This is a genomic window from uncultured Aquabacterium sp. (genome assembly GCF_913773725.1).
Classification (GTDB): Bacteria; Pseudomonadota; Gammaproteobacteria; order Burkholderiales; family Burkholderiaceae_C; genus Aquabacterium.
Genome location: NZ_CAJYGK010000058.1, coordinates 36945 through 60015, shown reverse-complemented (window position 1 = coordinate 60015; position 23071 = coordinate 36945). Strand labels below are relative to the sequence as shown.

Sequence of the window (23071 nt, the reverse complement as noted above, 5' to 3'; positions counted from 1 at the left end):
GTTCATGTAGACTTCACTCCGAGTGTTAGAGAACCCAGCCGAGGCGCTGCAACGCCGACGACGCTGGGTTTTTCTTTTGGCTTACTTGACGTTCAAGAACGGCGTCACTCCGCCAGCTTGGGTAGTCGGCAGCTTTCCGTCCCACTTCTCAATGGCCTTTAGCTGCACGTACTCAGCGCCGCCCTGTTTGGCAACCGCTTCAGCCTTGATACGGATCGCATCAGCCTCGCCCTGCGCTTCCGCGCGCTTCCGGTCGGCCTCTACCTTCGCAACCTCAAGACGGTTCTTCTCTTCCTGCAACTTGAACTGAGCCTGAGCGGCAGCTTTGATGTTGGCTTCCAGCGCCGGGTCTGTTACCAGATTGCGCACATTGGCGGAGCGCACGAAGAACAAGCCCTTGCCAGCAGAAGCATCCAAGTCCGATTGAAGCGCCTTGACAACATCCGAGGCAATTGCGCTGCGCTCCGTGTGGATCGTTGCCGACCCGAACTTCGCAGCACTTGCGTAGATGGCCTCGCGAGCCTGCCGAGTAACGAAGTTCATGCCGACCCGGGCACATCCATCTTCCACGGCTTCGGTCAGATCGCCCGGCCACTTGGTCATGATTGACGGGGCCTTGCTGGCATCGATCTGGACGTACAAATCAACGTCCATGTCTGACAGCGTGATCTTGTCGCTTGTCTGTGGCTTCAAGTCGTTGATGGAAAGCGGCAGTTCCTTCGCGCACACCTCAGTGACGCGCTTGAACATCGTGAAGTACACGCCGGGATGCATCACGTCGTTTTTGACTTGACCAAGAGTCGCCTCAACGCCAACGTTCCCGGTGTCGATCTGACTGCAAGCGGAAAGCGCCGCTGCGGCAGAGATGGTGATGATTGTTGTGATGCGCTTCATCCTCGCTCCTTAAATGAGGCTGGTTGCAGGTAGCTGCACGGCGATTGCCAGCAGCAGGAAAACGATCAGCAGCAGCGATAGCAGCCGCAGCCCATGACGTGTTATCAGTTGCCTAGCCTTGCGGCGCTCACTCCTGTCGGCAAACTGGAATGCGCAATAGCCCACGATGGCTATGACGATGAGTAAAAGGGCGTGCTTCACATCTGACTCGGCTTCGTGATGTTCTTGAACGGCTGTTGCTGCTTTGGCAGGTAGCGGCCATTCATCCGGACTCGTGCGTTGTTCGAGTCGTAGGGGTTGGGCTTTGGGCCTCCGTTCTTGCCTGGCTTGAGGTCGCGGACGGAGATGACCGGGGTGTAGGTGGGGCTGAAGGGGTCATGCATGGCACACCTCGCGCTTCTTGCCGCTGATCGCATCAAGCAGATCAGCCGGGACGTGGGTTGCGAAGTAGCGCTTGTGCTTGGCTTCGGTTTCCTTGGCCTGGATGACTACACCCATCTCGCGCAGGTCGCTCAGACGGCGATGCAGCGACGTGATGTGCAGCTCTGCGAACGCCTCAAAGTTGGTGATGCCGCGCTTGCGACGGAGTGCCTTGAGAAGGCGCAGGCATTGGGTGTGGGTGTTCATTGCTGCCTCTCCTTCGAAGAAAACGGAACGCGAGCAACGCCATATGCGTATCGCCCAGGACCTTTGTTCAATCTGTCTGCCTCGCCCCTTGCCTCCTTAAGGGAAGCAAACGATTTGATCGGCCACGGGTGCGTGATGGCTACCGGCGAGCACATCTGCCGAACAACGACATAGACGTTTTTCATTCGCTCACCTCCACGATTCCGGTTGCGTCGTCGGTTTGCTCGTCGGTGGTGGTGGGCTTGATACGGTATTCGCAGTTGTACAGAGTGCTCTGGATGCTCGGCATCGGCACCCAAAGGTCACCTGTCCGGCGTTCGATCTGAGCCCCATCCGCCCATGCCTTGATGACTGCCGCGTGCTTGTATGGTTGCATGGCGGGCCTCACTCAAGCAGTACCGGCCGGTGTGGCAGCAAGCAGCGCACGACGCTCCGGGTAGTCATTCAGGATGTGGTCAAGTGCCTCTCGCTCATCCGAGTCATACCAATCGCCAGGCTTAGGGAGCAACTCGTTGATTGCCTCATCCAGCGTCAGCGCAGCCTCAACGTATGGGCGCCCAAAGTTCGCCAAATGCTCAGGCGTCGGGTTCCATGGCATCTCAGCCTCGTAGGCATCGCACCCACTACACGAACCGTAGTAGTCAAGGACGTATCTCGGGCCGTCTACGCCTTCAATGGTCAGCTTGGCGACCAAGCGTCCTTGATAGGAGCCGCAATAGTGCGCCCATTCAACGGTGACGCCAGGTACTGCAGCAAATGCATCCTCGTAGCTCATCTCTATGCTCCTTCTCGGTTAAGCGGCCATGCGGGCCTGGATTGCTTTGGTGAGTTGCTCGGTAGCCCGCTCTGCAATGCGGCGCTTCTCAAGCTTCGTGAACTGCTCGTATGCCTTCCAGCCGGTGAGGCAGTCCCAGATATGGCCTTGGATGGAGTCCAACTTGAGGTCGCGCTTGTTCAGCATGCGCGAGACGTGCTGACGCTTCATGCCCAGATGGCGGGCCATCCAATCAACGGTCTTGACGACCTCATCGCCTCGCTTGGCGAAGCTCCAATTGATCGCGTCATGCAATGACTGCCACGACTCCACGACCTCCGAGGGGACGGGCTTCGCGCCGTTGAGGACGCACAGCAAAGGCAGTTCGTATTGCACGGTGTTGCTCCGGTATCCAAAAGAATCAATCGCTGAACACGTACCCGAACACGTACTCAGTGCTCAAAAATTTTTTCCATCGACATCGCAATGAAGGAGCGACAGATGGACCGAATGACCGACGACGAATGGGCACACATCGCACTGCGCAGGCTCATCAACCGCGCGCTGATCGACGCGGAGACCGTGTTGCAGTGGATTGAGGATCTGATGGAGTGACCCATGTCAGATCACTCCAAAAGCAGAGAGCGCCAGCGCTCCATACGCCGCGGCAGAAATCGCGGCGAATGCCATCCCAAGCGCAAGCAGCCAGTTCGTCCTTCCTTTGTCACGGATGGCGCCCATGTACATGCGGAATGAAATGGCCCAGCCAGCGAGAGACAAGAGCAAGATGACTCGGCACAAATCGTCCATGTCAGAACCTCTGCTCAGGGTCGTAGCCCATCACACGGTCCAGCACGCGCAATGCGGCGTCAGACCAGCGGTCCAGCACAGAAAGGAGGCGGGAGAGCATTCAGGACTCCAGCACAGCCGTGTGCGACGGTTCAGGGTCTCCAAAATGACGCCTGAACCAGTTCAGCACCGCAATGACATGCTCATCACTCGGATGAGGGTCGGGCGGAAAGCCGTTGCTCCAACAGTTCGCCTGGATAAGAACAACCAACAAGGCGTGCGTGTGGATGGCTCCGAGCGTCTCGTCCGGCGATGCATCACACTCGACCATCGTCTCCAGAGCGCCCAAGCACTCTTGCAGAACAAAGTAGTCGTCGTATCTGACGCCATGAATAAGCGCCTTTCTTTGGGCGTCACTCATCCCTGGCATTTCAAGGGCGAGATTCACCAATCTGGTGGCCCTCTGCTTCATCCAATCCGCGTAGAACACGTGGAAGCGCAAGTCAGGGTCGGTGACTTTTTCTCGCCCATTGAGTTGAGGATGGCGAACGTGCGCCTCATCCCCTGCTGCGCCTCTCATCCATTCCACGACAGCATCGAAGTCAAGCCCTTCAAACCACTCATTGAGGTGCTTGGTCCCAGACGCATCGGTGCAGCGGCGGATCAATGCAGCCTCGGCGGCGACCAGATCGCCAACGCACTCAGCGAACTCAGACGCGGAGACCGTGATGCCAGCGCATTGCAATCGCTTGGCATGGTCTCGAATACGCCACTCTGGATTGCCCGCCCTGCCGACTTTCACCAACCCGGTAGAGAACTTGATCGCGTACAGGTACCCGCGCTTTGGCGTGCTCATGGATCAAGCCTCCGCCTTGTCTGGCTGAGAGCCGATCAACTCAGGCGGCAGGTGCTTCCGCGCGAGCGCAGCTAGGACGCGGTCCTCAATCGCTGCGGGCAGCACATCCGGCCACTTGTAGACCGCTTGATAGGTGACGCCGATTGCTTCGGCGGCAGCGGCTACGGTGCCTCCGAGCAGGTCAATGGCTTGCGCTTTGTTCATGCCGCCTATTGAACCACAGTTCAATTCAGCAGGCAACCCCAGTTCAATTGACGCGGGAGACAATCAACCATGGTTAACTTTGGCGAACGACTGAAGCACGCGATGGAGGCACGGCCTGGCCGTGATGCCGTCAGCGTTGCTGCGCTCGCCAAAGAGTGCAAGGTCAGTTACCAGGCTGTGAAGAAGTGGCTGGACACAACAGAGCCGAAACTTGCCGCAGACAGCGCCTTAGCAGCGGCCAAGCTTCTGGATGTGGATGTGGTGTGGCTCCTGACTGGCCGTGGCCCGATGCGCGCAGAGCCGATGCCTGACTTCGAGCGCGCAATGCACACGCTCGCGGACGAGTTGGCAAGCCTCCCTGAAGACAAGCGGGCCGGGGTCAAACTGTTCGTCGGGCAACTCATGGATGGATGCACGGACAGCGCCAAAGTCAAGAACTCAATCGCCCTGGCGCGCTCGGTCATTGACACCAAACCGTCAGTGGCGGCATGAACCCCACGCCAGTTAAACGGACATCGTGCGGAGCGCATATCGTCCGTTTGCCCGGGGTTCGCAGGGAAGCGACAACAGACGCAGGTCATTGCCGCATCGCAAAAGTAATTCCCATAAATAGGGGTGGTCGCTCATGCACTTGAGGGGAAATGATGGCAACCAATAGAGATGCACTGATGGCACTCGTGAGCGCGCACAGTTCACTAGTGGCGGCTTTGCTGGAGAAGGGAATCATCTCCGCGAGCGAGTACAACCTTCAGATAGATCGCATCGCAAAGAGCCTTCGGACGGCGACTCCAGAGGCGGTTGAGCTTCTAAACATCTTGAAGGCAGACACAGGCGAAGTTGAGGGGGAAGGATGAAGGCAACCGAAAGAGCGGCCCAAAGGTGGGGCAAGTTGTTGCCAACAGACGGAGAGCCGCCGGACAATACCGATATGGAATCTCGCCTTAAGGTCCTTGAAGCAACCATGCAGACCTTGTCCACAAAGTCGGACGTGGCGCAGTTGCGCGCCGATATGCACGAGATGAATGCTGGGATCTCCCGCTGGATGCTCGGGGCCGTGATTGCCATCATAGGCACTATCGTCCTTGGCTTCGCGGGGTTGATGCTCAACATGACGCGCGCCCTAAAGCCAGAACCTGCTACCGCGCAGCAAGCGGCACCAATCGTCATAACGATACCCGCGCCAACGCAGCCAGCGCCAGCGTCAAGCAAGTAGCGAATCTGACTTGGCAAGCCGCCCTCGGGTGGCTTTTTTGCGCCTGCCAGTTGAACTACAGTTGACACCGACATTGAACCGTGGTTCAATTCATCTCAACGCGACACCCCACGGGGGCAGGAGTTGAGATGGGATGGACAGAGGTAGCAGAACGTCAGCAACTTGCCGACGAAGAGAAGAAGGCGCGTCGTGATGACGCAATCGAGCTTGAGGCGCGAGTGATCGCGGGAGTGATGCGGGCTCAGGTCCGCGCGGCGTGTGCTGCTGCTGACCTGACGCGACCCATCCTCATGTCGTCGGACGTTCACGGCGACATCAAGGTCGATATCGAGTGGGCTTTCGGTGAGTGGTGGTCGGAGCACTACAGCGAGTACCTGCTTAACCCGGTCAAGCCCATTTGGGACGCCTTCCTCGAATTCTGGATTGACGAACACGCCGAGGCTATCGCTCAGGCACGTATCAAGTGAGGACGCCATGCACATCACAACCGATTTCCCGGCCACCGAAGCGACCGTGAACACGCGTCAAGGTCGGCTGTACGTCACCGTCGAACTGGACAGCGCTCAACGTCTGGAAATGCTGCTGGCGTCGCTGTGCGCGATGAAGCAGGCCAACGACGACATCCATGCCGCCATCGCTGGCGCATTTGATGAGCTTCAGATTGAGGTGGCGGCATGAGCATTCGCCTCTCCTACGTCGAACCAGACGGCACCCGCGTTGTTCGCTGGGGCATCTGGCCCTCTGTTTGGCATGCAGTCGATTGGGCGCACGACCAAGGGCTGACCGGCGCTTCTGCCAAGCCGCTCAACCCCTGATTTCACGCGGGCTGGCCTCATCTAACCCGAGTTGTAGTAGAGGACGCCCGGCTTTGCCAGCCCGCTTTTTACACGCTGATATGACCCTCATCACACAGGAAGGCTTCGCCATGATCGACAGCAAGCATCCATTCGTCCTTGAAGCACACCGCGTGCACTACGCATGTGCAGTCGAGCGGCCCGATGAAGAACTGAGCCTCGGCGAGAAGGTGATGTTCGTCCTCATCGTCCTGGCCGGTCTCGTCGCTCTCTGCGGCATCGCCGGGTTCATCTGGGCCACATACGGCGACCTGTTCTCCATCGCTTGGGAGCACGTCGCGCAACTGATGGGGAGTAAGCAGTGAGCCGCGCTACCGAGTTCCTTCAGGTCTTCCGGCTCTACGCCCGTCACCACAACCCTATCTACGCAGCCCGCATCGCCTTCGGCGTTGTGTTCAAGGGTCTGCCGTTTTAAGGAGTCACCATGCAATTCACGAAAGCAGTCCGCAAGAAGGCAAAGCTGCGCCTTGCGCTCACCGGCCCATCTGGCTCTGGCAAGACCTATGGCGCACTGATGATCGCCCAAGGTCTCGGCGGCAAGATCGCTGTCATAGACACCGAACACGGCTCGGCCTCTCTGTATTCCGACCTGTGCGAGTTCGACACGCTGGAACTCACAGCGCCCTACTCGCCAGAACGCTACATCGAGGCCATCAAGGCCGCAGAGCGTGCAGGCTATGACACGCTCATCATCGACAGCACGACACACGAATGGTCTGGCTCCGGCGGCTGCCTCGAAATCAACGAGCAGACGGCACAGGCCAAGTTTCGCGGAAACACATGGTCCGCATGGAACGAAACCACGCCACGCCACCGCCGCTTCATCGACGCGATGCTGCAAAGCAAGATGCACATCATCGCCACCGGGCGCAGCAAGACCGAAACCAGCCAGGAAGACGCTGGCAACGGCAAGAAGAAGGTCGTTAAGCTGGGCATGAAGACCGAGCAGCGGGACGGCTTCGAGTATGAGTTCACCGTGGTGCTGGATCTTGTCCACGACGGCCACTATGCGCTGGCAAGCAAGGACCGGACGAACCTGTTTGGCTCCACGCCTTTCCGCATCAGCGACCAGACCGGAAAGGACTTGTCTGCATGGCTTGAGTCCGGCGCAGACATGCAGCCCGTCGCGCCTTGGTATGAGGAACTGCTGCTGACGCTGGAAGGCTGCGAGAGCACGGACGAACTCAAGGCGGCATGGGAGGCGGCAAAGAAGGCTGCACAAGAGCGCGGCGACCGCCCCGCCTATGACGCGATGAAGAACGCGATGGAAGCGGCTGCGGCTGCGATCAAGGAGGCGTCTGATGCTCAGACCTCTGCCTGATCTTCAAGACGCCGACAACATGGCCCGCCTCGGTCGTTTGAGCGCAATTCGCAGCGCCAGGCTGGATGCGCTGCACGACATGCGAGATGCAGTCGTGAGGCTGCAAAACGGGTCTTCCATTGACTCGGTGGAACTCAAGGTCGTGCGCGATTGCGTGGAGCGCCTTGAGCAACTGGAACAACTCTCGAAAGCCGCCGCATGACAACCCAGCAACTCCCGCCGCTGCCTGAGCAGAGCATGACCCACCACATCACGGATGAGCAGATCGGCCAGATCGCCGAACAAGTAGGCCTCGTCGGGCCAGACAGCCGCGTCGGAGACTGCCATGCGGCAGCCCTGCGCTTCGCCCGCGCCGTCCTCGCCCTTGCAGCACCGGCACCGCAGGGGGAGCCATACGGGTGGGCCGTGACAGGCTGCCACAGCCTCTATCGCGGGGAGTGGGCCGAGAGCACAGCAAAGGCGGAGGCCAGACGCTGCGGCGGCACAGCGCGTGCGTTCCCACTCTACACAGCACCGGCACCGGCAGTGCCGATGTCAGAGGTCGATCTGCAGGACGACGACGCCCTGCGGTTCGCGCAGCGGGTGTTAGAGAGTGATGCACCGGAGTCAGACCGAAAAGCCGCGCGGGACATGCTGGTCGCCATCCGCACACGGGTAAGAAAGGCCCGCGCAGCACTCACCGCCGTCCCCACCCCGCCAGCGCAGCAGGTGAGCGAACCAGAGGTCGTCATTCCTGATGACGGGCCCAGCACCTACGAGCAGCGATTCACGGAAGCTGTGGCCTTGATCTGTGGGGCGGAGCCGCCTCCAGAACTGGTGGAGGCCTGGATCGCTGGCGAGGACGAAGCATTGCAGCAATGGGTGGGTGGTTACGCGCCTGGATGGGTGCAGAACATCGCTGTGCTGGATGCTGCTCACCAGCTCGCCAATCAGCCGACCGAAGGTGGTGAGCATGAGATGCGCTCCAAGCAGCCCGCAGTGCCGGAGGATGTGGCGCGCGATGCGGAAAGGTATCGGTGGCTGCGTGACAACCTTGAAAGCGGGTGGGCCATATGCGAATGGCAGGACGACCCCGACGGACTTAGCTACTACCGAGATGCACGAGCACCTGAGGTCGTTGACGCCGCCATCGACGCAGCCCGCGCGGCTGAGAAAGGCGGTGCGTGATGGGCGTGTATGTCGACGATATGCAGGCCAGCTACGGGCGCATGGTCATGTGCCACATGGTGGCAGACACGGACGAAGAGTTGCACGCCATGGCTGATGCGATTGGCGTCTCGCGCAAGTGGCACCAGAAGGGCGGCACACCTCATAGCCACTACGACATCTGCAGGTCGAAGCGAGCGCAGGCAGTGCGCCTTGGAGCCATTGAGATCGGCAAGGCGAAGCTGGTTGAAATCATCCGAGGCAAGCGCGCCCGCACTCAGGAAGGCGGTGCGTGATGGGTGAGCACGATCCAAACCACCCATACGTGCGCAAGATGATCGGCTGCGGTCATGGCGTCCTGTTCACCGACTACTGCAAAGACTGCGAGATCGTCAGCGTGATGGAGAGATACAAGACCGCCATCCGAACGGTGCAGCACTGCCGCAATGATCTGCGCCGACTCGGTGTAGCCGTTCCGGGCATGACAACTCTGCCCGCCCGCACCCAGGAAGGAGCCAGCCATGAGTGAGCGAACATCAATGAACGCAACGCAACAACAAGTGCAGATGGCCGCGAAGCTGTACGAACTGCGCGACCGTGCCCGCACGCTTCTGGGGGAACGCTACAAGCCTCACATGGCTGAACTCGGAAAGATCCTGAAGGCTACGGCTGACCGCGACGGCAAGAACGTCCTGATCGTTGCCAAAGAGGTCTGCACCAAGCGCGACCTTATCGGCATGGACATGCTGATGGTCATGGCCGCAGCCGTCGAACTTGTGGAGCCAACACCATGACTGACACCCAAGCACAAGAGGCGGTGATTCAAGACGGCTACAGCGAAAGGCTTGCTGTGGCACTCGAAACCGATTGGAGCGGCGTGCTACTGCCAACTCGTCAGAAGGCCGCAGCCCTACTCCGCAGCCAGGCAGCGCGGATCGCGGAGCTTGAGAAGGCCAGCGAGCGCATGACAAACAACCGCGACATGTGGAAGGGGCAGTGCGAGCGCCAGGCCGCCGAGCTTGCCCGGATGCGCGAGCCGTTGACGGATGTGGAGATTCGCGACATCGGCGCGCTGCAAGACCCCAGGGTTGTCGTTCACCGCGAAGTGCTCGCGTTTGCCCGCGCAGTCGAAGCCGCCCACGGCATCACCAAGACGGGAGGGGGAGTGTGATGAGCAAGCAGATGACGCGACAAGAGTTCTACGCAAAGTACGGAGACGTTGAAGTCACATTCAGCAGCTACTACAAGTTCACCTTCACCTATTCGGCGGACCTGCCGGATGGGAACCGACTTACTGTCGGCTACGGAGGGAATAGCGAGGAAATCTATCGCCATGAGGTTGTCTCCGGTGGCTCTGAAATCCTATCCACCTTGCACCCGTACACCGGAAGTGTATTTGACGCCTGCAACAACGAGATTGAAGGCTTCTATGACTACTGACATGACCCCCACCCGAGAACAGGTGATTGAGTTCTGCGAGGCGGCTGGCCTGCCTGAATCGTTCTCCGCTCACCCCGGCGTGAAGCAGGCGATACGCAACGCCTACACCGCAGGCCGTGCCGCTGGGCTGGGGGAGGCGGCGGAGCGATGCAGGGCCGTTGCAGATGGCTTCGGCGGTCTTGCTGCTGGCCCGTTCTGCACGGACTTCGGCAAGCACACGCACCAGTCAATGGCAGCGGGGGCGCTGAACTGCGCCGCCGCCATCGAACAACTCAAGGAGCAGAGCAAGTGAAGATGCGCCACCGCCGCGCCAGGTTCAACCGGCGCACCGTCGTCGTGTCATTGAAGGTGCCGACATGGGTTATCGACCGGATGCGCGAGATTGCCGGGCGGGACAAGAACCGCTCATACCTCGATGTGATGGCCGATGCGCTTAAGCAGATCCACGAGAACCTGAAGGAGACGAGCAAGTGACAGACCGTGAACTGCTGGAACTGGCGGCGAAGGCTGCGGGGATTGACTACCACATTGACCATCTTGATGGAATTCCGAAGATGGTTTCCGATGGGCACGTGTGGAACCCGCTTGTTTGGGATGGCCAGGCGCTGCGGCTGGCGGTGAAGTTGGGTCTGTGCTTTGGCCCCAACTTTGATGGAGATAAAGCCGTTTGCTTTGGCGGCGACGGCCGGAACATCACCGAGCCAATGGGAGCCGATGCGTTCGCAGCCACCCGCCGCGCCATCACCCGAGCCGCAGCCAGCATCGGGAGGTGGGAGGGATGAGCCGAACGCACCAAGTACAAGTGATCGACTACCAAACCGGAGAGGTAGTGGAGCGCATTGACGCCGAGAGCGCACGGCAGGCGGAGCGGATCGACGCTGGCCTGAATATCAACCTGAACCACGAATGCTTCTATACGCGGATCGTTTCGCTTGAGAAGGAGCCCACCAATGTCTAGACGAGCCCGCCAGCGAGCAAACGCCCGACCGTGGGAGCAGGAGCCCGACGACGACCAGGCCACAGGCGATGCGTCAGACGGGTGTGGTGATGGGGATGAAATGGAGGATGAGGAATGCGAAAGTTGATTGAATGGGCAAAGCCGGAAGGCCAGTTCACGGAGGACGAGCGGAAGCTGTACGACCTCATGAGCGATATTTCTGAGGATTGCTGGTGCGCCGGATGGATGTGCGGAAATGAGTATGCGATATGGGATGCACTCAAGACTGGCGATAGGCAGTACGGGATGATGGAGATGGATTCCGACTTGCTGGCCGAGGTGGCGCGGCTATCTGCCAAGACTGGAGGGTGGATCGTCTGGATAGACGCTGAGGACGGAATCCCGGCCGAGCGCATTGACGAATGGGGGCCCTACTTCATCCCACTACACCCATGGCTCAAAGAGTATGGCGAACACATGGAGGAAAAAGGAGCCGACATGACCCCAATCGAGAAACTCCGCAGCCTGGCTCGCATGATCCCGCTGGACTGCTGGAGCAGCGCAATCACTGAAGTGGAGGATGAGATGGAGCGGGAAGCTGGCGATCCGCTCATGGTCGCACACTCACTGCGCCGGATCTCCAAGGAGCGCGCAAACGAGTTCAACGACACGTTCTATCTCGGCTACGTTGCAGACATGCTGGAGCAGTGCCCGAAATGCAGAGGCAGCAGCTTGGACGACGAGTTCCAGGCATGCACGACCTGCGCCGGTACCGGCAAGCGCATGCCTCATGCACCGAAAGGAGCCGAGTGATGCCGCACGAACCGTTCCGTCCGCACATGGCGGTCATCCGCGGAGTGCAGAGCCCGCGAGACAAGATCGTCCTGGCGCGCGGTCACTATCCATGCCCTGGGTGCGCTCTAGATCCGCTCAACGGCAAGCACAAGTTCCACCGCTGGCACGCTCGACCGCAGTCTGCACGGCGTCTGTACTGGCGCGTTCGCCCTGCGCTGTACCAACTCATGATGGAGGGATGGAAGTGATGCAACCCAAGTTCAACATGGGCGACCGAGTGCGCAAGACCAAGGGCAGCGAGTGGCAGGGCCGAGTCGTCGGCACCTACTCCACAACGCTGACACCCGAGGGCTACGCAGTCGAGAGCGAGGCCCACCATGGCAGCGTGCAGATCTACCCGGCGAGTGCGCTGGAGGCTGTCGCGGAAGGAGGCGCTGCAATGATGCTGGTGAGCACAGACCTAATCCGGCGCGCTCGGCAAGCCATCAACTGGCACCTTGAACCCCACTCGCCGGATGAGCATGAAGCAACCATGTTCGAGCTGACGGCATTGCTCGGCGAAGAACGTCCCAAGAGTTTCGGGGGGGAGTGATGCAGAAGCGAGTGAACATCGCCGGAATCGCGGAACTGCTTGGCTACTCAGTCCGGCATACGCGGGACTACGTGACCAAGAGGCCGGACTTTCCCAAGCCCATCATCGCCCTGTCCACGCATAACCGCTGGTGGTCAGAGGTCGAGGTGCTGCGGTGGGCCGAGCGCGTCAGCCAAGCCGCCTAGAGATGTCCTCGGCGGTTTCCCGGTAGTAGTGGTCCATCAGCACCTTCAGGTCACGGTGGCCGCTGATCCGAGCAAGCGTCAGGACATCGACCTTCTTTGCAAACCGCGTCAGGGCCTCAGCTCTGGCGTCGTGAAAGTGAAGGTCTTGAATCAGGGTGTTGGCCTTCGCCTTGCGAAACAAGGCGTCAAGGCTGGCGCTCGACACCGAGAAGATGCGTTCAGCCATGACGGGACGGAGAAGGCGCACCGCCTTGGGCGACAGCGGAACCTCGCGGGGCTTGCCGGTCAAGTGCTGGGTCTTGTGCTCGACCAGCGCAACGCCTTTGTCCAGATCAACCGTAGCCGCACCGAGTTGCAGCACCTCACCCGCTCGCATGGCCGTTCTCAGAGACACCATGAACGCGAGAGCAACCTCCTGCATCTTTGTCTGCGGCTTCTCGCCGGTCCGGTACCCAAGCCACCGGACGATGGTTTTAACCTCGCGTGGCTTGATCCTGCGCGTTCTGGGCGGGTTGTCGCCAGGGGCTTTCATGTCCTCGCATGGGTTATGGCCGCACCAGCCCCATTCCTTGATTGCCAACTTGAACAGGTTGGAGAACGTGGATACCGTGCGGGACACCGATGCTGGCGTGACCTCCTTCAGCCGGGCATCGCGCCACGACACCATGTCGGAGGTCTTGACCTCGGTCAGCAGCTTGCCAGCAATGTGCGGGAAGTCACGAACGAAGGCATCCAGCCTCATGCATTCGTGTCGCTCGCCCTTCTTGGTCGAGGAAACGTCGCGCTTGTACCGGTCTACGGCGTCAGCGAACGTCTTGCGGGGGAACCCCGGCCCGGTTGCTTGCAGGATTTCGGCCTCAATGGACTGTGCCCAGAGGATGGCCTCTGCCTTGGTCCGGAACGACTTTGAGACGCGCTGGCCCTTGCGCTGAACCTGCGCCCGCCACTTGTCGCGCTGCTTGTAGATGTGTGCCATGAAGTGAGGGGGATGGTGAGGGGGAGCCAAGGGGGCACCCACACGACTCACTGCGGGATTGTCGGACGTTTAGGGGGATTTCCTAACCGTCATTTCGCGGGGTTTTCAGAGGGAAAACGACGCTGTACGATGTTTCGTACTGGTGCCCCGGGCCAGACTCGAACTGGCACACCGTTAGGTGGGGGATTTTGAATCCCCTGCGTCTACCGATTTCGCCACCGGGGCTCCGGGGGAAAGACCAAAAGGATAGCACAGCCTCACTGCGTGCCGAAGATGCGGTCACCCGCGTCGCCCAGGCCCGGCACGATGTAGCCGTGGTCGTTCAGATGGCTGTCGAGCGCGGCCATGACGATGGGCACGTCGGGGTGGTGTTGCAGCATGTTGCGCACGCCTTCGGGCGCGCCGAGCAGGCACAGCAGCTTGATGCTGACGCAACCCAGGGCCTTGATGCGGTCGATGGCCGCGACGGCAGAGTTGCCGGTGGCCAGCATGGGGTCGACCACGATGACCTGCCGTTCGGCGATGTCGGACGGGGCCTTGAAGTAGTACTCGACAGGCTGCAGGGTGTCCGGGTCGCGATAGAGGCCGATGTGGGCCACACGGGCCAGCGGCAGGATCGACAGCGCCCCATCGAGCAGGCCGTTGCCCGCACGCAGGATGGACACGAGGCACAGTTTCTTGCCGCTGATGAGGGGCGACTGCATCTCGCAGATGGGCGTGCGGATGGTCTGCAACTCGGTGGGCAGGTCACGCGTTGCCTCGTAGATCAGCATCTGGCTGACCTCGCGCAGGAGGTTGCGGAAGCTGTCGGTGTTGGTTTCCTCGGCGCGCAGCCAGGTCAGCTTGTGCTGGACCAAAGGGTGATCGACAAGGGTGAGGTTGGGAAAGTCGGCGTTCATGGTGCGAAACAGGGTCGTCGTTCAGAACAGCGTGCCATCGCTGTCGAGGAGCACGGGCGGGGGGCCCCCGGGGCGCTTGGCCAGCGCAATGCGGCGGCCGGCCGCCCAGCTTCCACCTTCCAGCACACGCGCCAGCGGGAACTGCTCGGGGCTCAGCCCCAGTTCGCCCCGCACGGCCTCCGCGAGATGATCCATGATCACCACGGTGAGGGCTCGCCATTCCACGACGGGCTCGTCCCCGGGGCGCCAGCGTGTGGTGTGAAAGGCACGGTCACGGGCCTGCAGCAGGCCGAGGTCGAGCAGCAGGCCGCCCTGGCGGGTGTCGGGCAGGCCGGTGAGTTCGTCCAGTCCCGTGAGGGTCAGACCGACTTCGGCCAGAGGTTCGAGCAGAGAGTAGGTCAACCACTGACTGACCTGATGAAAGGGCACCCAGCCATCCGGGGCATCGGGGTGAGGCCAGCAGTCGCCCATGGGCGCGCCGGCGCGCTGGGTCTCCTGCGGCCACACCGTGCCCAGGGCGTACAGCAACAGGTCATGCAGGTCGGCTGCGGCCAGTTGCCCGGTCGGGCAACGGCGGAACAGCGCGTCCACGAGGTGGCCCGGGCGCAGCAGGCCGGGCTCATCCGGGCGGCTGAAAAGGTCGGCGTGGGCGCGCAAGGCCAGGGCCAGTTGGCGCAGCACGTTGGCACGGGCTTCGAGGCCCGGCAAGGGGTTGTCCGGGCCGACCTGCAGCGCCATGGCGAGATCGGGTGTCAGCAGACGCTCGAGTGCCACGGCGTCCGTGCGGCAGGGCTGGTGCGGGTCGCTGGATAACGCGCCGCCAGACCACCAGCGTAGGCTCGCCACGCTGATGGCCTCGGAGCCCATCAGGGTGTGGCCGCTGGCCGCATCGCGGTAATGCCACTGGCTCAGGACATGGGCTCCGAGCAGCGCGGCGGTGAACGCGAGGTCGACCTGCGCCCTCGCCCGCTCCAGCCGGCATGGCCCGCTGGCCAGGCCATGGGCCTGCGCGACCGCGCCCCACCGGTCGATGTCGTGGGCCTCGAACCGCCGCCAGACCCCGTGCGGGCGAACGCGAAGGTCGGGGTAGCGCTCGCGGATCTGGCTGGTGACATACGCCGCCACCAACGCCATGCGCTCGGGATGCCATGTGAAGTGGCGCGCCTGACCGGCCTGGGCCCGTGCCATGAGGGGCTGGCAATGGCGTCGGACGGCGCGAACGGACATGGTCGGTGGTCTCCTTCGGTGCACGGCACAGAGACAGGCCATGCGGTCCCCAGGGCGTAGCGAGTTGCGTGCCAGGGCGTTGGCAACGGGGTCGGGCATCCGGCCCTATGATGCGGTTTGATCTGACCACCGTGAACGCCGACCGCATGCCACCGATGCCCCCCATCACCCAGGCCCTGATCCTCGTGAACGTGGCCGTCTTCTGCCTCGACCTCGCCTTCGGCAGCATGCTGTCGCAGTGGTTCGCGCTGTGGCCGGTGCAAAGCCCCTTCTTCTACCCGTGGCAGGTCGTGAGCTATGCCTTCCTGCATGGCTCGTTCAGCCACCTGTTCTTCAACATGCTGGGGGTCTGGATGTTCGGCTCGGAGCTCGAGCGCATCTGGGGCAGCCGGCGTTACCTCGAGTTCTTCGGCGCCAGCGTGCTGACGGCCGCGGCCACGCAGCTGCTGATGTCGCTGCTGGGCGGCTGGCACAACCCGACGGTGGGCGCATCTGGTGGCCTGTTCGGCCTGCTGCTGGCCTTCGGCATGATGTTTCCCGATCGCACCATCATGCCGCTGTTCCCCCCGATCCCGATGAAGGCCAAGGTCTTCGTCGCGATCTATGGCGGGCTCGAACTGTTCCTCGGTGTGACGGGCACCGCGTCAGGGGTGGCGCACTTTGCTCACCTGGGCGGCATGCTGGGCGGCTGGCTCATGCTGCGCTACTGGCGCGGTCAGCCGCCGTTCGGCTCCAGCGGCCGCGGGGGCTCGCGCCGCCGCTTCTGAACACCTGACGACACCGCGATCCCGGCCACGATCAGCAGCAACGCCACGGGGTGATACCAGCGGGGGTGCTCTCCCAACAGCAAGGCGGCCCACAGCGCAGCGAAAATGGGGGTGAGGTTGCTGAAGAAGGCCGCCATGGTGGGCCCCACCGTCTGCACGCCGAGCCCCCAGCAGCGGTAGGCCACGATGGAGGGGCCGATGGCGATGAACAGCATGCCGATCCACGGCCACACGCCCGATGGCAGCCAGCCCGGCTGCGGGCTGGCCGTGAGAACAGCCTCCAGACCCGCACTGCCTACGGCCCAGACGCTGCCAAACAGCACCTGAACCCACAGGAAGGTGGCCCAGTCCCATGCCGGACGCTGGTGGCCCACCATGTGGGCCGGAGGATGGGCCAGAAGCCAGCTGTACAGCGCCCACGCCAGGCTGGCCACGAGCATCAGCAGGTCACCAGGCACAAGGCGAAGCTGGCCCAACACGGACAGGTCGCCCCGGGTCATCACCAACATTACCCCGCACACCGACAAGGCAGCCCCGGCCAACTGCCGAGGGCGCAAGGCCTGGCCAAAGCCGATGCGGCCGACCAGCATCATCCACACCGGCACACTGGAGCCGATCAGGGTGACACTCAGCGGCGAGGACGTGAGCAGGGCCAGGTACTGCAGGGCGTTGTAGGTGCCGACACCCAGCACACCGATGCAGGCGAGGTAGCCCCAGCGTGCGCGCACATCGCCCCAATCCAGGCCGTTGCGGCGCACGAGGGGCCACAGCATCACCCCCACCAGCAGCCAGCGCAGCGCATTCATGGCCACCGGTGGCATCGTGCCCACCATCATGCGCCCCACCACCGCATTGCCTGCCCACATCATCGGGGGCAGCAACAGAAAGACGAGGGTGCGGAGCGACGGGGGGGATGAAGCGGACACGGCGGACAGTGGGCGAACGGCTCGAGACTGCCCGCATTAGAACAGGGCCGCACGGGCCCTGCTTGCCCCGCCTCAGGCGGCCTTGCGACGGGTGCGGCGACGCGCCACCCCGGCGACTGTGGCCAACCCGATCGCGGTCATGGCCAGGGACGACGGTTCCGGCACTGGCGCGGCCGGCGCGACAGTGAGACCACGCAAGGTGCCGTTGAACTCGAAGATCGACGTGGCCGCCCCGGTTGCCAGGTTGATGCGGTAGATGCCCGTGACGGTACGGCCGTCGTCCACGTTCAGCGCGGCATAGGCCTGGTCTGCCCCCAGGATGTCGAAGCCGTTGACGGACAGCAGTGCGCCGCTCAGGCCCAGTGTGCCGACAGGGGTGATGATGGGGGCGTTGAAGCTGCCTGGTGCCATGTCGAGGCGTCCGGCCGCGGCGTTGATGTAGTAGAGCGCCGTCGACATGGGAGCGCTGCCACCGGCAAACGAGTTGGTGTAGGCCACGGCCGAGTAACCCGAGGCGATCTGCGACGCCGTGTTGCCCACGATGCCCGTGCTCACGTTCACCGCGTAGTTGTTGCCCGTGCCCCCGGTCACGACACGCAATGACGCGTTACCGGCGAAATCGGCCACGGGGTTGAAGTCCACGCCGACGCCACCGAGTCCGGCGAGAGAGGCGCTCAGCGAAGCGACGCTGGTGGCCTTGCCAAGGCTGTCGATGGTGTAGACGCCGGTTTGCGTGATGCCATAAAGCAGGCCGTCGGACGGGCGGATGTCGATGCCCAGCAGGCGCTCACCGGTGCCGAGCCCGGTGACGGACACGGTGTTGATGCCGAGTGCCGGATCGGTGAAGCGAACGATTTGATCGGACGTCGTCAGTCCGATGAACTCGACTGCAGCGTGAACCTGGGCGGCGCCAAGCGCGGCCATCGTGACGCCCAGAAGGCGGACGCGTCGGGTCAGAGAGATCATGGGGGCCTCCATCAAGGATGTGAACTGGCGACGTGCCAGCCTCCTCCACTACGGAACACCCCTCGACGGCAGATGCGCCCCCCCTGCAAATGAGGGGGGCGCGCCGGTGTCAGCGCTCAGCGATCGCGCTCGCCCGCTCTCACCTCGGTGGCTGCACGGTAGGCGTGCCAGGAGGCGTGACCGAGGACGGGGCCGGCCACCAGCAGGCCAAGAAAGCCCGGCAGCATGGCCAGCACCACCACCCCGGTGATCAGCGCTCCCCACCACAGCATGACGCCCATCTGCGTGGTGAACAGACGCATGCTGGCCAGACCGGCCGAGATGGCATCAACCGAGCGGTGCAGCATCATGGGCATGCTGATCACGCTGACGGCGTAGATCAGCCCCGCGAAGATGCCCCCCACGGCCACATAGGTGACCAGGAAGGGGATGTTGTCCACCGTCAGCAGGCTGGTCAGCGTGCCATCGAACTCGGCCATGCCATCGAAACTGACGGCGAACACGATCATCGCCGCCCGGCCCCACAGCATTTCGAGCACGAGCAAGACGGTGGCGAACACGGCCAGTTGCCCCTTGTTGTGCCGCCAGGCCGTGAGGCTGTCTTGGAAATCGGGATGCTCGCCCTCGTCCATGCGCCGGCTGGCCTGGTACAGCCCGAGGCACAGGAAGGGCCCCATCAACAGAAAGCCGGCCGACAGGGCCAGCGTGTAGGCCGGTGCGTACTGGAACACCGCCAACAGACCCCAGCCCATGAGCACGAAACAGGCGCCGTAGAACAGACCGATCAAGGGCGCACGGCGGAAATCCCGCCACCCGAGCGCCAGCCACCGAAGAGGCTCGGACCAACGCAAGGTGTTGAGCGGCATGTCGAGCACGCTGGGCTCGGCGGGGACGGCAGACCCGACAGCGGGTGGGGCCTGCACCGGCGACTCAGGGGCGGCCGGCAAGTCAGGAACCACGGCAGCGGGCCATGCCGGCGCTCCGACCGGCGCGGACTCCGAGGCCGCCGCAGGGCGATGAAGGCCGCCATCCGGCCAGTGGTGAAGCCGCCTGATCTGCAGGGGCTTGCGGCGCTGCGTACGGCGACGCGAAACCAGCGCCTGGTGCGACAGTCGGCCAACCATTCCCATGCCAGCTCCCTTGTGCGTGCGACAGACGCATCCAAGGTACGCCTGTGGCCGCAGCGCGGCATCGGTAGAAATGCGGAGCACCGCCGCCAACGGCGGCTTCAGCTGCGACGAACGCGCCGCACTTCGTCCAGGATCAGCAGCGCAGCCCCCGCCGTGATGGCGCAGTCCGCGATGTTGAAGGCGGGGAAATGCCCGCCCGGGAACATCGGGGCGAGGAAGCGCCAGTGGAAATCCAGGAAATCAACGACATAGCCATGCACGAGACGGTCGATGACGTTGCCCAGCGCCCCCCCCAGGATCAGCGTGAGCGCCCACGAAAACAGACGCTGCCCGCCATGCTGCTTGAGCATGTAAACGATGAAGCCGGTGGCCACCGCGCCCAGGCCGACGAAGAACCAGCGCTGCCACCCCCCGGCGTTGGCCAGGAAGGAAAACGCCGCGCCGGTGTTGTGGGCGCGGACGATGTTGAAGAAGGACCAGACCTCGCGGCTTTCACCGTGCTGCAGCCAGCCGACGATGAGCACCTTGGTGAACTGGTCGAGCAGGATGACGATGAAGGCGATGCCCAGCCAGGGCAGCAGGCCCTGGCGGGAGGCCGCCTTCGGGGCGGACTTGCGCGCGGCCATCAGGCGTGCGCGCGGGCTTCACCCGCTCCGTGCAGGTTGGTGTCGCAGCGACCGCAGATCGTGGGGTGCTCGGGGTTGGCGCCCACGTCGTCGCGGTAGTGCCAGCAGCGCTCGCACTTCACGGCCTTGGACGGGTTCACCTCGATCTGCGTGCTGTGGCCTTCGGCCAACTCGACGCTGGAGACGATGAGCACGAACTTCAGGTCGTCGCCCAGGCTGCGCAGGTCGGCCAGCAGGCGGGCGCCCTGCTCGTCCTGCGTGCCGATGGTGACGAACAGGTTGGCCTGCAGCGAGGCGCCAACCTCACCGCGGGTGCGCACGTCTTCGATGCGGCGGTTCACCTCTTCCCGGAAGGCGCGGATGCGGGCCCACTTGGCCAGCAGCTCGGTGTCCTTGTCGGCCTCGTGGAAGTCCCAGTAGGTTTCGGTGAAGATGGTCTCGCCACCGTCGAACACCTTCCAGGCCTCTTCGGCCGTGAAGCTCAGGAACGGCGCCATCCAGCGCAGCATGCCGTGCGTGATGTGCCACAGCGCGGTCTGCGCGGCGCGGCGGGCGTGGCTCTTGGCCGCGCTGGTGTACAGGCGGTCCTTGAGGACGTCGAGGTAGAACGCGCCCAGGTCTTCCGAGCAGTAGACCTGCAGTTTGGCGACCACGGGGTGGAACTCGTAGCGCTCGTAGTGCGCGAGGATGTCTTCCTGCAGCTGCGAGGCACGGGCCAGCGCGTAGCGGTCGATCTCGAGCAGTTCGTTCAGCGGCACAGCGTCCGTCTTCGGGTCGAAGTCGGAGGTGTTGGCCAGCAGGAAGCGCAGCGTGTTACGGATGCGGCGGTAGCCGTCGACCACGCGGGCCAGGATCTTGTCGTCGATGCCCAGGTCGCCCGAGTAGTCGGTCGAGGCCGTCCACAGGCGGATGATCTCGGCACCCATCTTGTTGGAGACCTCTTGCGGCGCCACGACGTTGCCGACCGACTTCGACATCTTGCGGCCCTGGCCGTCGACGGTGAAGCCGTGGGTCAGCAGGCCCTTGTACGGGGCGCGGCCGTAGATGGCGCATGCGGCCAGCAGCGAGCTGTGGAACCAGCCGCGGTGCTGGTCATGGCCTTCCAGGTACAGGTCGGCCTCGGGGCCTTCGTGGTGGCCGGCGTTGGGGTGGCTGCCGTTCTGCGCGTTGAGCACGTGGAAGAAGGTGGTGCCCGAGTCGAACCACACGTCCAGGATGTCGGTGGACTTGCTGTATTCGGCGGCTTCAGCGCCCAGCCACTCGGCCGGGTCCAGCTTGGCCCAGGCCTCGACACCGCCCTGCTCCACCAGCTGCGCGGCGCGCTCCATCAGCGCCAGCGTGTCGGGGTGCAGCTCGCCCGTCACCTTGTGCAGGAAGAAGGGCAGCGGCACACCCCAGTTGCGCTGGCGGCTGATGCACCAGTCGGGGCGGTTGGCGATCATGTCGCGCAGGCGGGCGCGGCCGTTCTCGGGGTAGAAGGTGGTCTGGTCGATCGCGTCGAGCGCGGTCTGGCGCAGCGTCTTGTCGGCCTTGTTCGTCGTGAACACGCCTTCGCCTTCGTCCATGCGCACGAACCACTGGGCCGCGGCGCGGTAGATCACCGGCGTCTTGTGGCGCCAGCAGTGCGGGTAGCTGTGAACGATCTCCTTCGAGGCCAGCACACGGCCATGCTCGCGCAGGGTCTCGAGCACCACGGGCGCGGCCTTCCAGATGTGCTGGCCGCCGAACAGCGGCAGTTCGGCTTCGTACACGCCATTCCCCTGCACGGGGTTCAGGATGTCGTCGAACTTCAGGCCGTGGGCCACGCAGCTGTTGAAGTCGTCCACGCCATAAGCAGGCGACGAGTGCACGATGCCCGTGCCGTCTTCAGCGCTGACGTAGTCGGCCAGGTAGACGGGGCTGACGCGGTTGTAGCCCTCGTGCACATGGGCCAGCGGGTGCTTGAAAGTCAGGCCAGCGAGCTTCTCGCCCACCGTGGTGGCCAGCACCTTGCATTCTTCGGCCGCGAAGCCGTAGCGCTCGCAGGCCTTTTCGGCCAGCGACTCGGCCAGCACCAGCAGGCCCTTGGGCGTGTCGACCAGGGCGTAGCTCAGCTCGGGATGCATGTTGAGCGCCTGGTTGGCCGGCAGGGTCCACGCGGTGGTGGTCCAGATCACGGCAAAGGCGTCCTTGTTCAGCGCGGGCAGGCCGAAGGCGGCGGCGAGCTTCTCAGGCTCGGCGCTCAGGAAGGCCACATCCAGCGTCTGCGACTTCTTGTCGGCGTACTCGATCTCGAACTCGGCCAGCGACGAGCCGCAGTCGAAGCACCAGTACACGGGCTTCAGGCCACGGTACACATAGCCGCGCTCCATGATCTTCTTGAGGGCGCGGATCTCGTTGGCTTCGTTGCCGAAGTTCATCGTGAGATACGGGTGCGCCCAGTCGCCCAGCACGCCCAGGCGCTTGAAGTCGGTGCGCTGACCGTCGATCTGCTCGCCGGCGTAGACGCGGGCCTTGGCCTGCACGTCGTCGCGGCTGAGGTTGCGACCGAAGGTCTTCTCGATCTGGTTCTCGATCGGCAGGCCGTGGCAGTCCCAGCCGGGCACGTAGATGGCGTCATAGCCGGCCAGCTGGCGGGCCTTGACGATCATGTCCTTGAGCACCTTGTTGACGGCGTGCCCGATGTGGATGTTGCCGTTGGCATAGGGCGGGCCGTCGTGCAGCACGAACTTCGGGGCACCCTGGCGGGCGGCGCGCAGCTTGCCGTACAGGCCATTGGCCTCCCACTCGGCCACCCAACCCGGCTCGCGCTTGGGCAGATCCCCCCGCATCGGGAAGGGGGTGTCGGGCATGTTCAGCGTGGCGCGGTACTTCGACTCGGGGGCCTCGGCGCCGCCCTTCTTCGGGTTGGCGGGCTTGGCTTGGTTGTCTTGGCTCATGGCAGTCTCTTCGGGCCATTTCCTGACCC

General features: G+C 63.1%; 37 protein-coding genes, 1 tRNA gene and 1 pseudogene. 21 read left to right on the top strand and 18 right to left on the bottom strand.

The genetic code is table 11. The annotated features are described in order from the left end of the window. Nucleotides 1-81 precede the first annotated feature (81 nt). The 9 genes from QZ709_RS07285 to QZ709_RS07245 all read right to left on the bottom strand — a co-directional run bounded on the left by QZ709_RS07285 (nucleotide 82) and on the right by QZ709_RS07245 (nucleotide 4124). Entirely contained in the window at nucleotides 82-894 is an 813-nt protein-coding gene (locus QZ709_RS07285; protein ID WP_294636603.1) for an SPFH domain-containing protein, read from the bottom strand. Nucleotides 895-903: 9 nt separating this feature from the next. Beyond that, nucleotides 904-1095, bottom strand: coding sequence for a hypothetical protein (locus QZ709_RS07280; protein ID WP_294636602.1), 192 nt, complete (start codon nucleotides 1093-1095; stop codon nucleotides 904-906). After that, nucleotides 1092-1277, bottom strand: coding sequence for a hypothetical protein (locus QZ709_RS07275; protein ID WP_294636601.1), 186 nt, complete (start codon nucleotides 1275-1277; stop codon nucleotides 1092-1094). The genes QZ709_RS07280 and QZ709_RS07275 overlap by 4 nt, the downstream gene beginning before the upstream one ends. Next, the gene (locus tag QZ709_RS07270; RefSeq protein WP_294636600.1) at nucleotides 1270-1521 is read right to left on the bottom strand and encodes a helix-turn-helix domain-containing protein; all 252 of its coding nucleotides are present in this window, start codon (nucleotides 1519-1521) and stop codon (nucleotides 1270-1272) included. The genes QZ709_RS07275 and QZ709_RS07270 overlap by 8 nt, the downstream gene beginning before the upstream one ends. 181 nt (nucleotides 1522-1702) lie before the next feature. Then, the gene (locus QZ709_RS07265; protein ID WP_294636599.1) at nucleotides 1703-1897 is read right to left on the bottom strand and encodes a hypothetical protein; all 195 of its coding nucleotides are present in this window, start codon (nucleotides 1895-1897) and stop codon (nucleotides 1703-1705) included. Between the two features lie 12 nt (nucleotides 1898-1909). After that, entirely contained in the window at nucleotides 1910-2296 is a 387-nt protein-coding gene (locus QZ709_RS07260) for a hypothetical protein (RefSeq protein ID WP_294636598.1), read from the bottom strand. A gap of 18 nt (nucleotides 2297-2314) precedes the next feature. Continuing rightward, the gene (locus tag QZ709_RS07255) at nucleotides 2315-2671 is read right to left on the bottom strand and encodes a hypothetical protein (protein ID WP_294636597.1); all 357 of its coding nucleotides are present in this window, start codon (nucleotides 2669-2671) and stop codon (nucleotides 2315-2317) included. Between the two features lie 514 nt (nucleotides 2672-3185). Beyond that, nucleotides 3186-3920 (bottom strand): GIY-YIG nuclease family protein, encoded by a 735-nt coding sequence (locus tag QZ709_RS07250; protein WP_294636596.1) that lies wholly within the window; start codon nucleotides 3918-3920, stop codon nucleotides 3186-3188. A gap of 3 nt (nucleotides 3921-3923) precedes the next feature. After that, nucleotides 3924-4124, bottom strand: coding sequence for a Cro/CI family transcriptional regulator (locus QZ709_RS07245; protein WP_294636595.1), 201 nt, complete (start codon nucleotides 4122-4124; stop codon nucleotides 3924-3926). Nucleotides 4125-4193: 69 nt separating this feature from the next. Here QZ709_RS07245 and QZ709_RS07240 point away from each other — a divergent pair, with 69 nt between their 5' ends. The 20 genes and pseudogenes from QZ709_RS07240 to QZ709_RS07145 form a co-directional block, all read left to right on the top strand. Then, complete coding sequence (locus QZ709_RS07240; RefSeq protein ID WP_294636593.1) at nucleotides 4194-4616, top strand: hypothetical protein; 423 nt, start codon at nucleotides 4194-4196, stop codon at nucleotides 4614-4616. Nucleotides 4617-4765: 149 nt separating this feature from the next. Then, nucleotides 4766-4978 (top strand): hypothetical protein, encoded by a 213-nt coding sequence (locus tag QZ709_RS07235; RefSeq protein ID WP_294636592.1) that lies wholly within the window; start codon nucleotides 4766-4768, stop codon nucleotides 4976-4978. A 487-nt stretch (nucleotides 4979-5465) separates the two neighbouring features. Next, nucleotides 5466-5804, top strand: a complete 339-nt coding sequence (locus tag QZ709_RS07230) for a hypothetical protein (protein ID WP_294636591.1) — start codon at nucleotides 5466-5468, stop codon at nucleotides 5802-5804. Between the two features lie 7 nt (nucleotides 5805-5811). Further along, complete coding sequence (locus tag QZ709_RS07225) at nucleotides 5812-6015, top strand: hypothetical protein (protein ID WP_294636590.1); 204 nt, start codon at nucleotides 5812-5814, stop codon at nucleotides 6013-6015. Then, the gene (locus tag QZ709_RS07220; protein WP_294636589.1) at nucleotides 6012-6152 is read left to right on the top strand and encodes a hypothetical protein; all 141 of its coding nucleotides are present in this window, start codon (nucleotides 6012-6014) and stop codon (nucleotides 6150-6152) included. The genes QZ709_RS07225 and QZ709_RS07220 overlap by 4 nt, the downstream gene beginning before the upstream one ends. A 110-nt stretch (nucleotides 6153-6262) precedes the next feature. Further along, nucleotides 6263-6496: a hypothetical protein gene (locus tag QZ709_RS07215; RefSeq protein WP_294636587.1), complete on the top strand. Its 234-nt coding sequence runs from the start codon at nucleotides 6263-6265 to the stop codon at nucleotides 6494-6496. Nucleotides 6497-6615: 119 nt separating this feature from the next. Then, complete coding sequence (locus tag QZ709_RS07210; RefSeq protein ID WP_294636586.1) at nucleotides 6616-7512, top strand: ATP-binding protein; 897 nt, start codon at nucleotides 6616-6618, stop codon at nucleotides 7510-7512. Beyond that, a complete protein-coding gene (locus QZ709_RS07205) occupies nucleotides 7493-7714 on the top strand; it encodes a hypothetical protein (protein WP_294636585.1) in 222 nt (73 codons plus the stop codon). Before QZ709_RS07210 ends, QZ709_RS07205 begins: the two co-directional genes overlap by 20 nt. 35 nt (nucleotides 7715-7749) lie before the next feature. Then, nucleotides 7750-8679: a hypothetical protein gene (locus QZ709_RS07200; protein ID WP_294636584.1), complete on the top strand. Its 930-nt coding sequence runs from the start codon at nucleotides 7750-7752 to the stop codon at nucleotides 8677-8679. After that, complete coding sequence (locus QZ709_RS07195; RefSeq protein WP_294636583.1) at nucleotides 8679-8954, top strand: DUF4031 domain-containing protein; 276 nt, start codon at nucleotides 8679-8681, stop codon at nucleotides 8952-8954. Before QZ709_RS07200 ends, QZ709_RS07195 begins: the two co-directional genes overlap by 1 nt. Continuing rightward, nucleotides 8954-9187: a hypothetical protein gene (locus QZ709_RS07190; RefSeq protein ID WP_294636582.1), complete on the top strand. Its 234-nt coding sequence runs from the start codon at nucleotides 8954-8956 to the stop codon at nucleotides 9185-9187. Before QZ709_RS07195 ends, QZ709_RS07190 begins: the two co-directional genes overlap by 1 nt. Next, nucleotides 9180-9452: a hypothetical protein gene (locus tag QZ709_RS07185; RefSeq protein WP_294636581.1), complete on the top strand. Its 273-nt coding sequence runs from the start codon at nucleotides 9180-9182 to the stop codon at nucleotides 9450-9452. The genes QZ709_RS07190 and QZ709_RS07185 overlap by 8 nt, the downstream gene beginning before the upstream one ends. Beyond that, nucleotides 9449-9829 carry a hypothetical protein gene (locus QZ709_RS07180; RefSeq protein ID WP_294636580.1) on the top strand — a complete coding sequence of 127 codons (381 nt, stop codon included), beginning with the start codon at nucleotides 9449-9451 and terminating at the stop codon, nucleotides 9827-9829. The genes QZ709_RS07185 and QZ709_RS07180 overlap by 4 nt, the downstream gene beginning before the upstream one ends. After that, nucleotides 9829-10098: a hypothetical protein gene (locus QZ709_RS07175; RefSeq protein WP_294636579.1), complete on the top strand. Its 270-nt coding sequence runs from the start codon at nucleotides 9829-9831 to the stop codon at nucleotides 10096-10098. Before QZ709_RS07180 ends, QZ709_RS07175 begins: the two co-directional genes overlap by 1 nt. Before the next feature lies 1 nt (nucleotide 10099). Continuing rightward, on the top strand, nucleotides 10100-10390 hold the full coding sequence (locus tag QZ709_RS07170) for a hypothetical protein (protein ID WP_294636578.1): 291 nt from the start codon (nucleotides 10100-10102) through the stop codon (nucleotides 10388-10390). Further along, a complete protein-coding gene (locus QZ709_RS07165; RefSeq protein WP_294636577.1) occupies nucleotides 10387-10572 on the top strand; it encodes a hypothetical protein in 186 nt (61 codons plus the stop codon). Before QZ709_RS07170 ends, QZ709_RS07165 begins: the two co-directional genes overlap by 4 nt. Next, complete coding sequence (locus tag QZ709_RS07160; RefSeq protein ID WP_294636576.1) at nucleotides 10569-10880, top strand: hypothetical protein; 312 nt, start codon at nucleotides 10569-10571, stop codon at nucleotides 10878-10880. Before QZ709_RS07165 ends, QZ709_RS07160 begins: the two co-directional genes overlap by 4 nt. Next, nucleotides 10877-11056, top strand: coding sequence for a hypothetical protein (locus QZ709_RS07155; RefSeq protein WP_294636575.1), 180 nt, complete (start codon nucleotides 10877-10879; stop codon nucleotides 11054-11056). Before QZ709_RS07160 ends, QZ709_RS07155 begins: the two co-directional genes overlap by 4 nt. A 114-nt stretch (nucleotides 11057-11170) precedes the next feature. Next, nucleotides 11171-11848 carry a hypothetical protein gene (locus QZ709_RS07150; protein ID WP_294636574.1) on the top strand — a complete coding sequence of 226 codons (678 nt, stop codon included), beginning with the start codon at nucleotides 11171-11173 and terminating at the stop codon, nucleotides 11846-11848. Between the two features lie 241 nt (nucleotides 11849-12089). Further along, a pseudogene (locus QZ709_RS07145) lies at nucleotides 12090-12254 on the top strand (DfrB family trimethoprim-resistant dihydrofolate reductase); the annotation flags it as partial. 336 nt (nucleotides 12255-12590) lie between these two features. Here the strand turns inward: QZ709_RS07145 and QZ709_RS07140 are convergent. The 4 genes from QZ709_RS07140 to QZ709_RS07125 all read right to left on the bottom strand — a co-directional run bounded on the left by QZ709_RS07140 (nucleotide 12591) and on the right by QZ709_RS07125 (nucleotide 15709). Next, nucleotides 12591-13583, bottom strand: coding sequence for a tyrosine-type recombinase/integrase (locus QZ709_RS07140; protein ID WP_294636573.1), 993 nt, complete (start codon nucleotides 13581-13583; stop codon nucleotides 12591-12593). A 140-nt stretch (nucleotides 13584-13723) separates the two neighbouring features. Beyond that, a tRNA-Leu gene (locus tag QZ709_RS07135) sits at nucleotides 13724-13808 on the bottom strand. 32 nt (nucleotides 13809-13840) lie between these two features. Further along, nucleotides 13841-14482 carry a uracil phosphoribosyltransferase gene (gene upp, locus QZ709_RS07130; RefSeq protein WP_294636572.1) on the bottom strand — a complete coding sequence of 214 codons (642 nt, stop codon included), beginning with the start codon at nucleotides 14480-14482 and terminating at the stop codon, nucleotides 13841-13843. 21 nt (nucleotides 14483-14503) lie between these two features. After that, complete coding sequence (locus QZ709_RS07125; protein ID WP_294636571.1) at nucleotides 14504-15709, bottom strand: DUF1688 family protein; 1206 nt, start codon at nucleotides 15707-15709, stop codon at nucleotides 14504-14506. Nucleotides 15710-15855: 146 nt separating this feature from the next. Between QZ709_RS07125 and QZ709_RS07120 the strand changes: the two genes are divergently transcribed. Continuing rightward, entirely contained in the window at nucleotides 15856-16476 is a 621-nt protein-coding gene (locus tag QZ709_RS07120) for a rhomboid family intramembrane serine protease (protein WP_294636636.1), read from the top strand. Here QZ709_RS07120 and QZ709_RS07115 read toward each other — a convergent pair. The 5 genes from QZ709_RS07115 to ileS all read right to left on the bottom strand — a co-directional run bounded on the left by QZ709_RS07115 (nucleotide 16425) and on the right by ileS (nucleotide 22955). After that, entirely contained in the window at nucleotides 16425-17402 is a 978-nt protein-coding gene (locus tag QZ709_RS07115; protein ID WP_294636570.1) for a DMT family transporter, read from the bottom strand. The genes QZ709_RS07120 and QZ709_RS07115 overlap by 52 nt on opposite strands. A gap of 72 nt (nucleotides 17403-17474) precedes the next feature. Continuing rightward, nucleotides 17475-18368, bottom strand: a complete 894-nt coding sequence (locus QZ709_RS07110) for a DUF4394 domain-containing protein (RefSeq protein ID WP_294636569.1) — start codon at nucleotides 18366-18368, stop codon at nucleotides 17475-17477. A gap of 116 nt (nucleotides 18369-18484) precedes the next feature. After that, nucleotides 18485-19498 carry a DUF2189 domain-containing protein gene (locus tag QZ709_RS07105; protein ID WP_294636568.1) on the bottom strand — a complete coding sequence of 338 codons (1014 nt, stop codon included), beginning with the start codon at nucleotides 19496-19498 and terminating at the stop codon, nucleotides 18485-18487. Between the two features lie 98 nt (nucleotides 19499-19596). Beyond that, a complete protein-coding gene (lspA, locus tag QZ709_RS07100; protein ID WP_294636567.1) occupies nucleotides 19597-20124 on the bottom strand; it encodes a signal peptidase II in 528 nt (175 codons plus the stop codon). Beyond that, nucleotides 20124-22955, bottom strand: a complete 2832-nt coding sequence (gene ileS / locus QZ709_RS07095; protein ID WP_294636635.1) for an isoleucine--tRNA ligase — start codon at nucleotides 22953-22955, stop codon at nucleotides 20124-20126. Before ileS ends, lspA begins: the two co-directional genes overlap by 1 nt. Nucleotides 22956-23071: the final 116 nt, after the last annotated feature.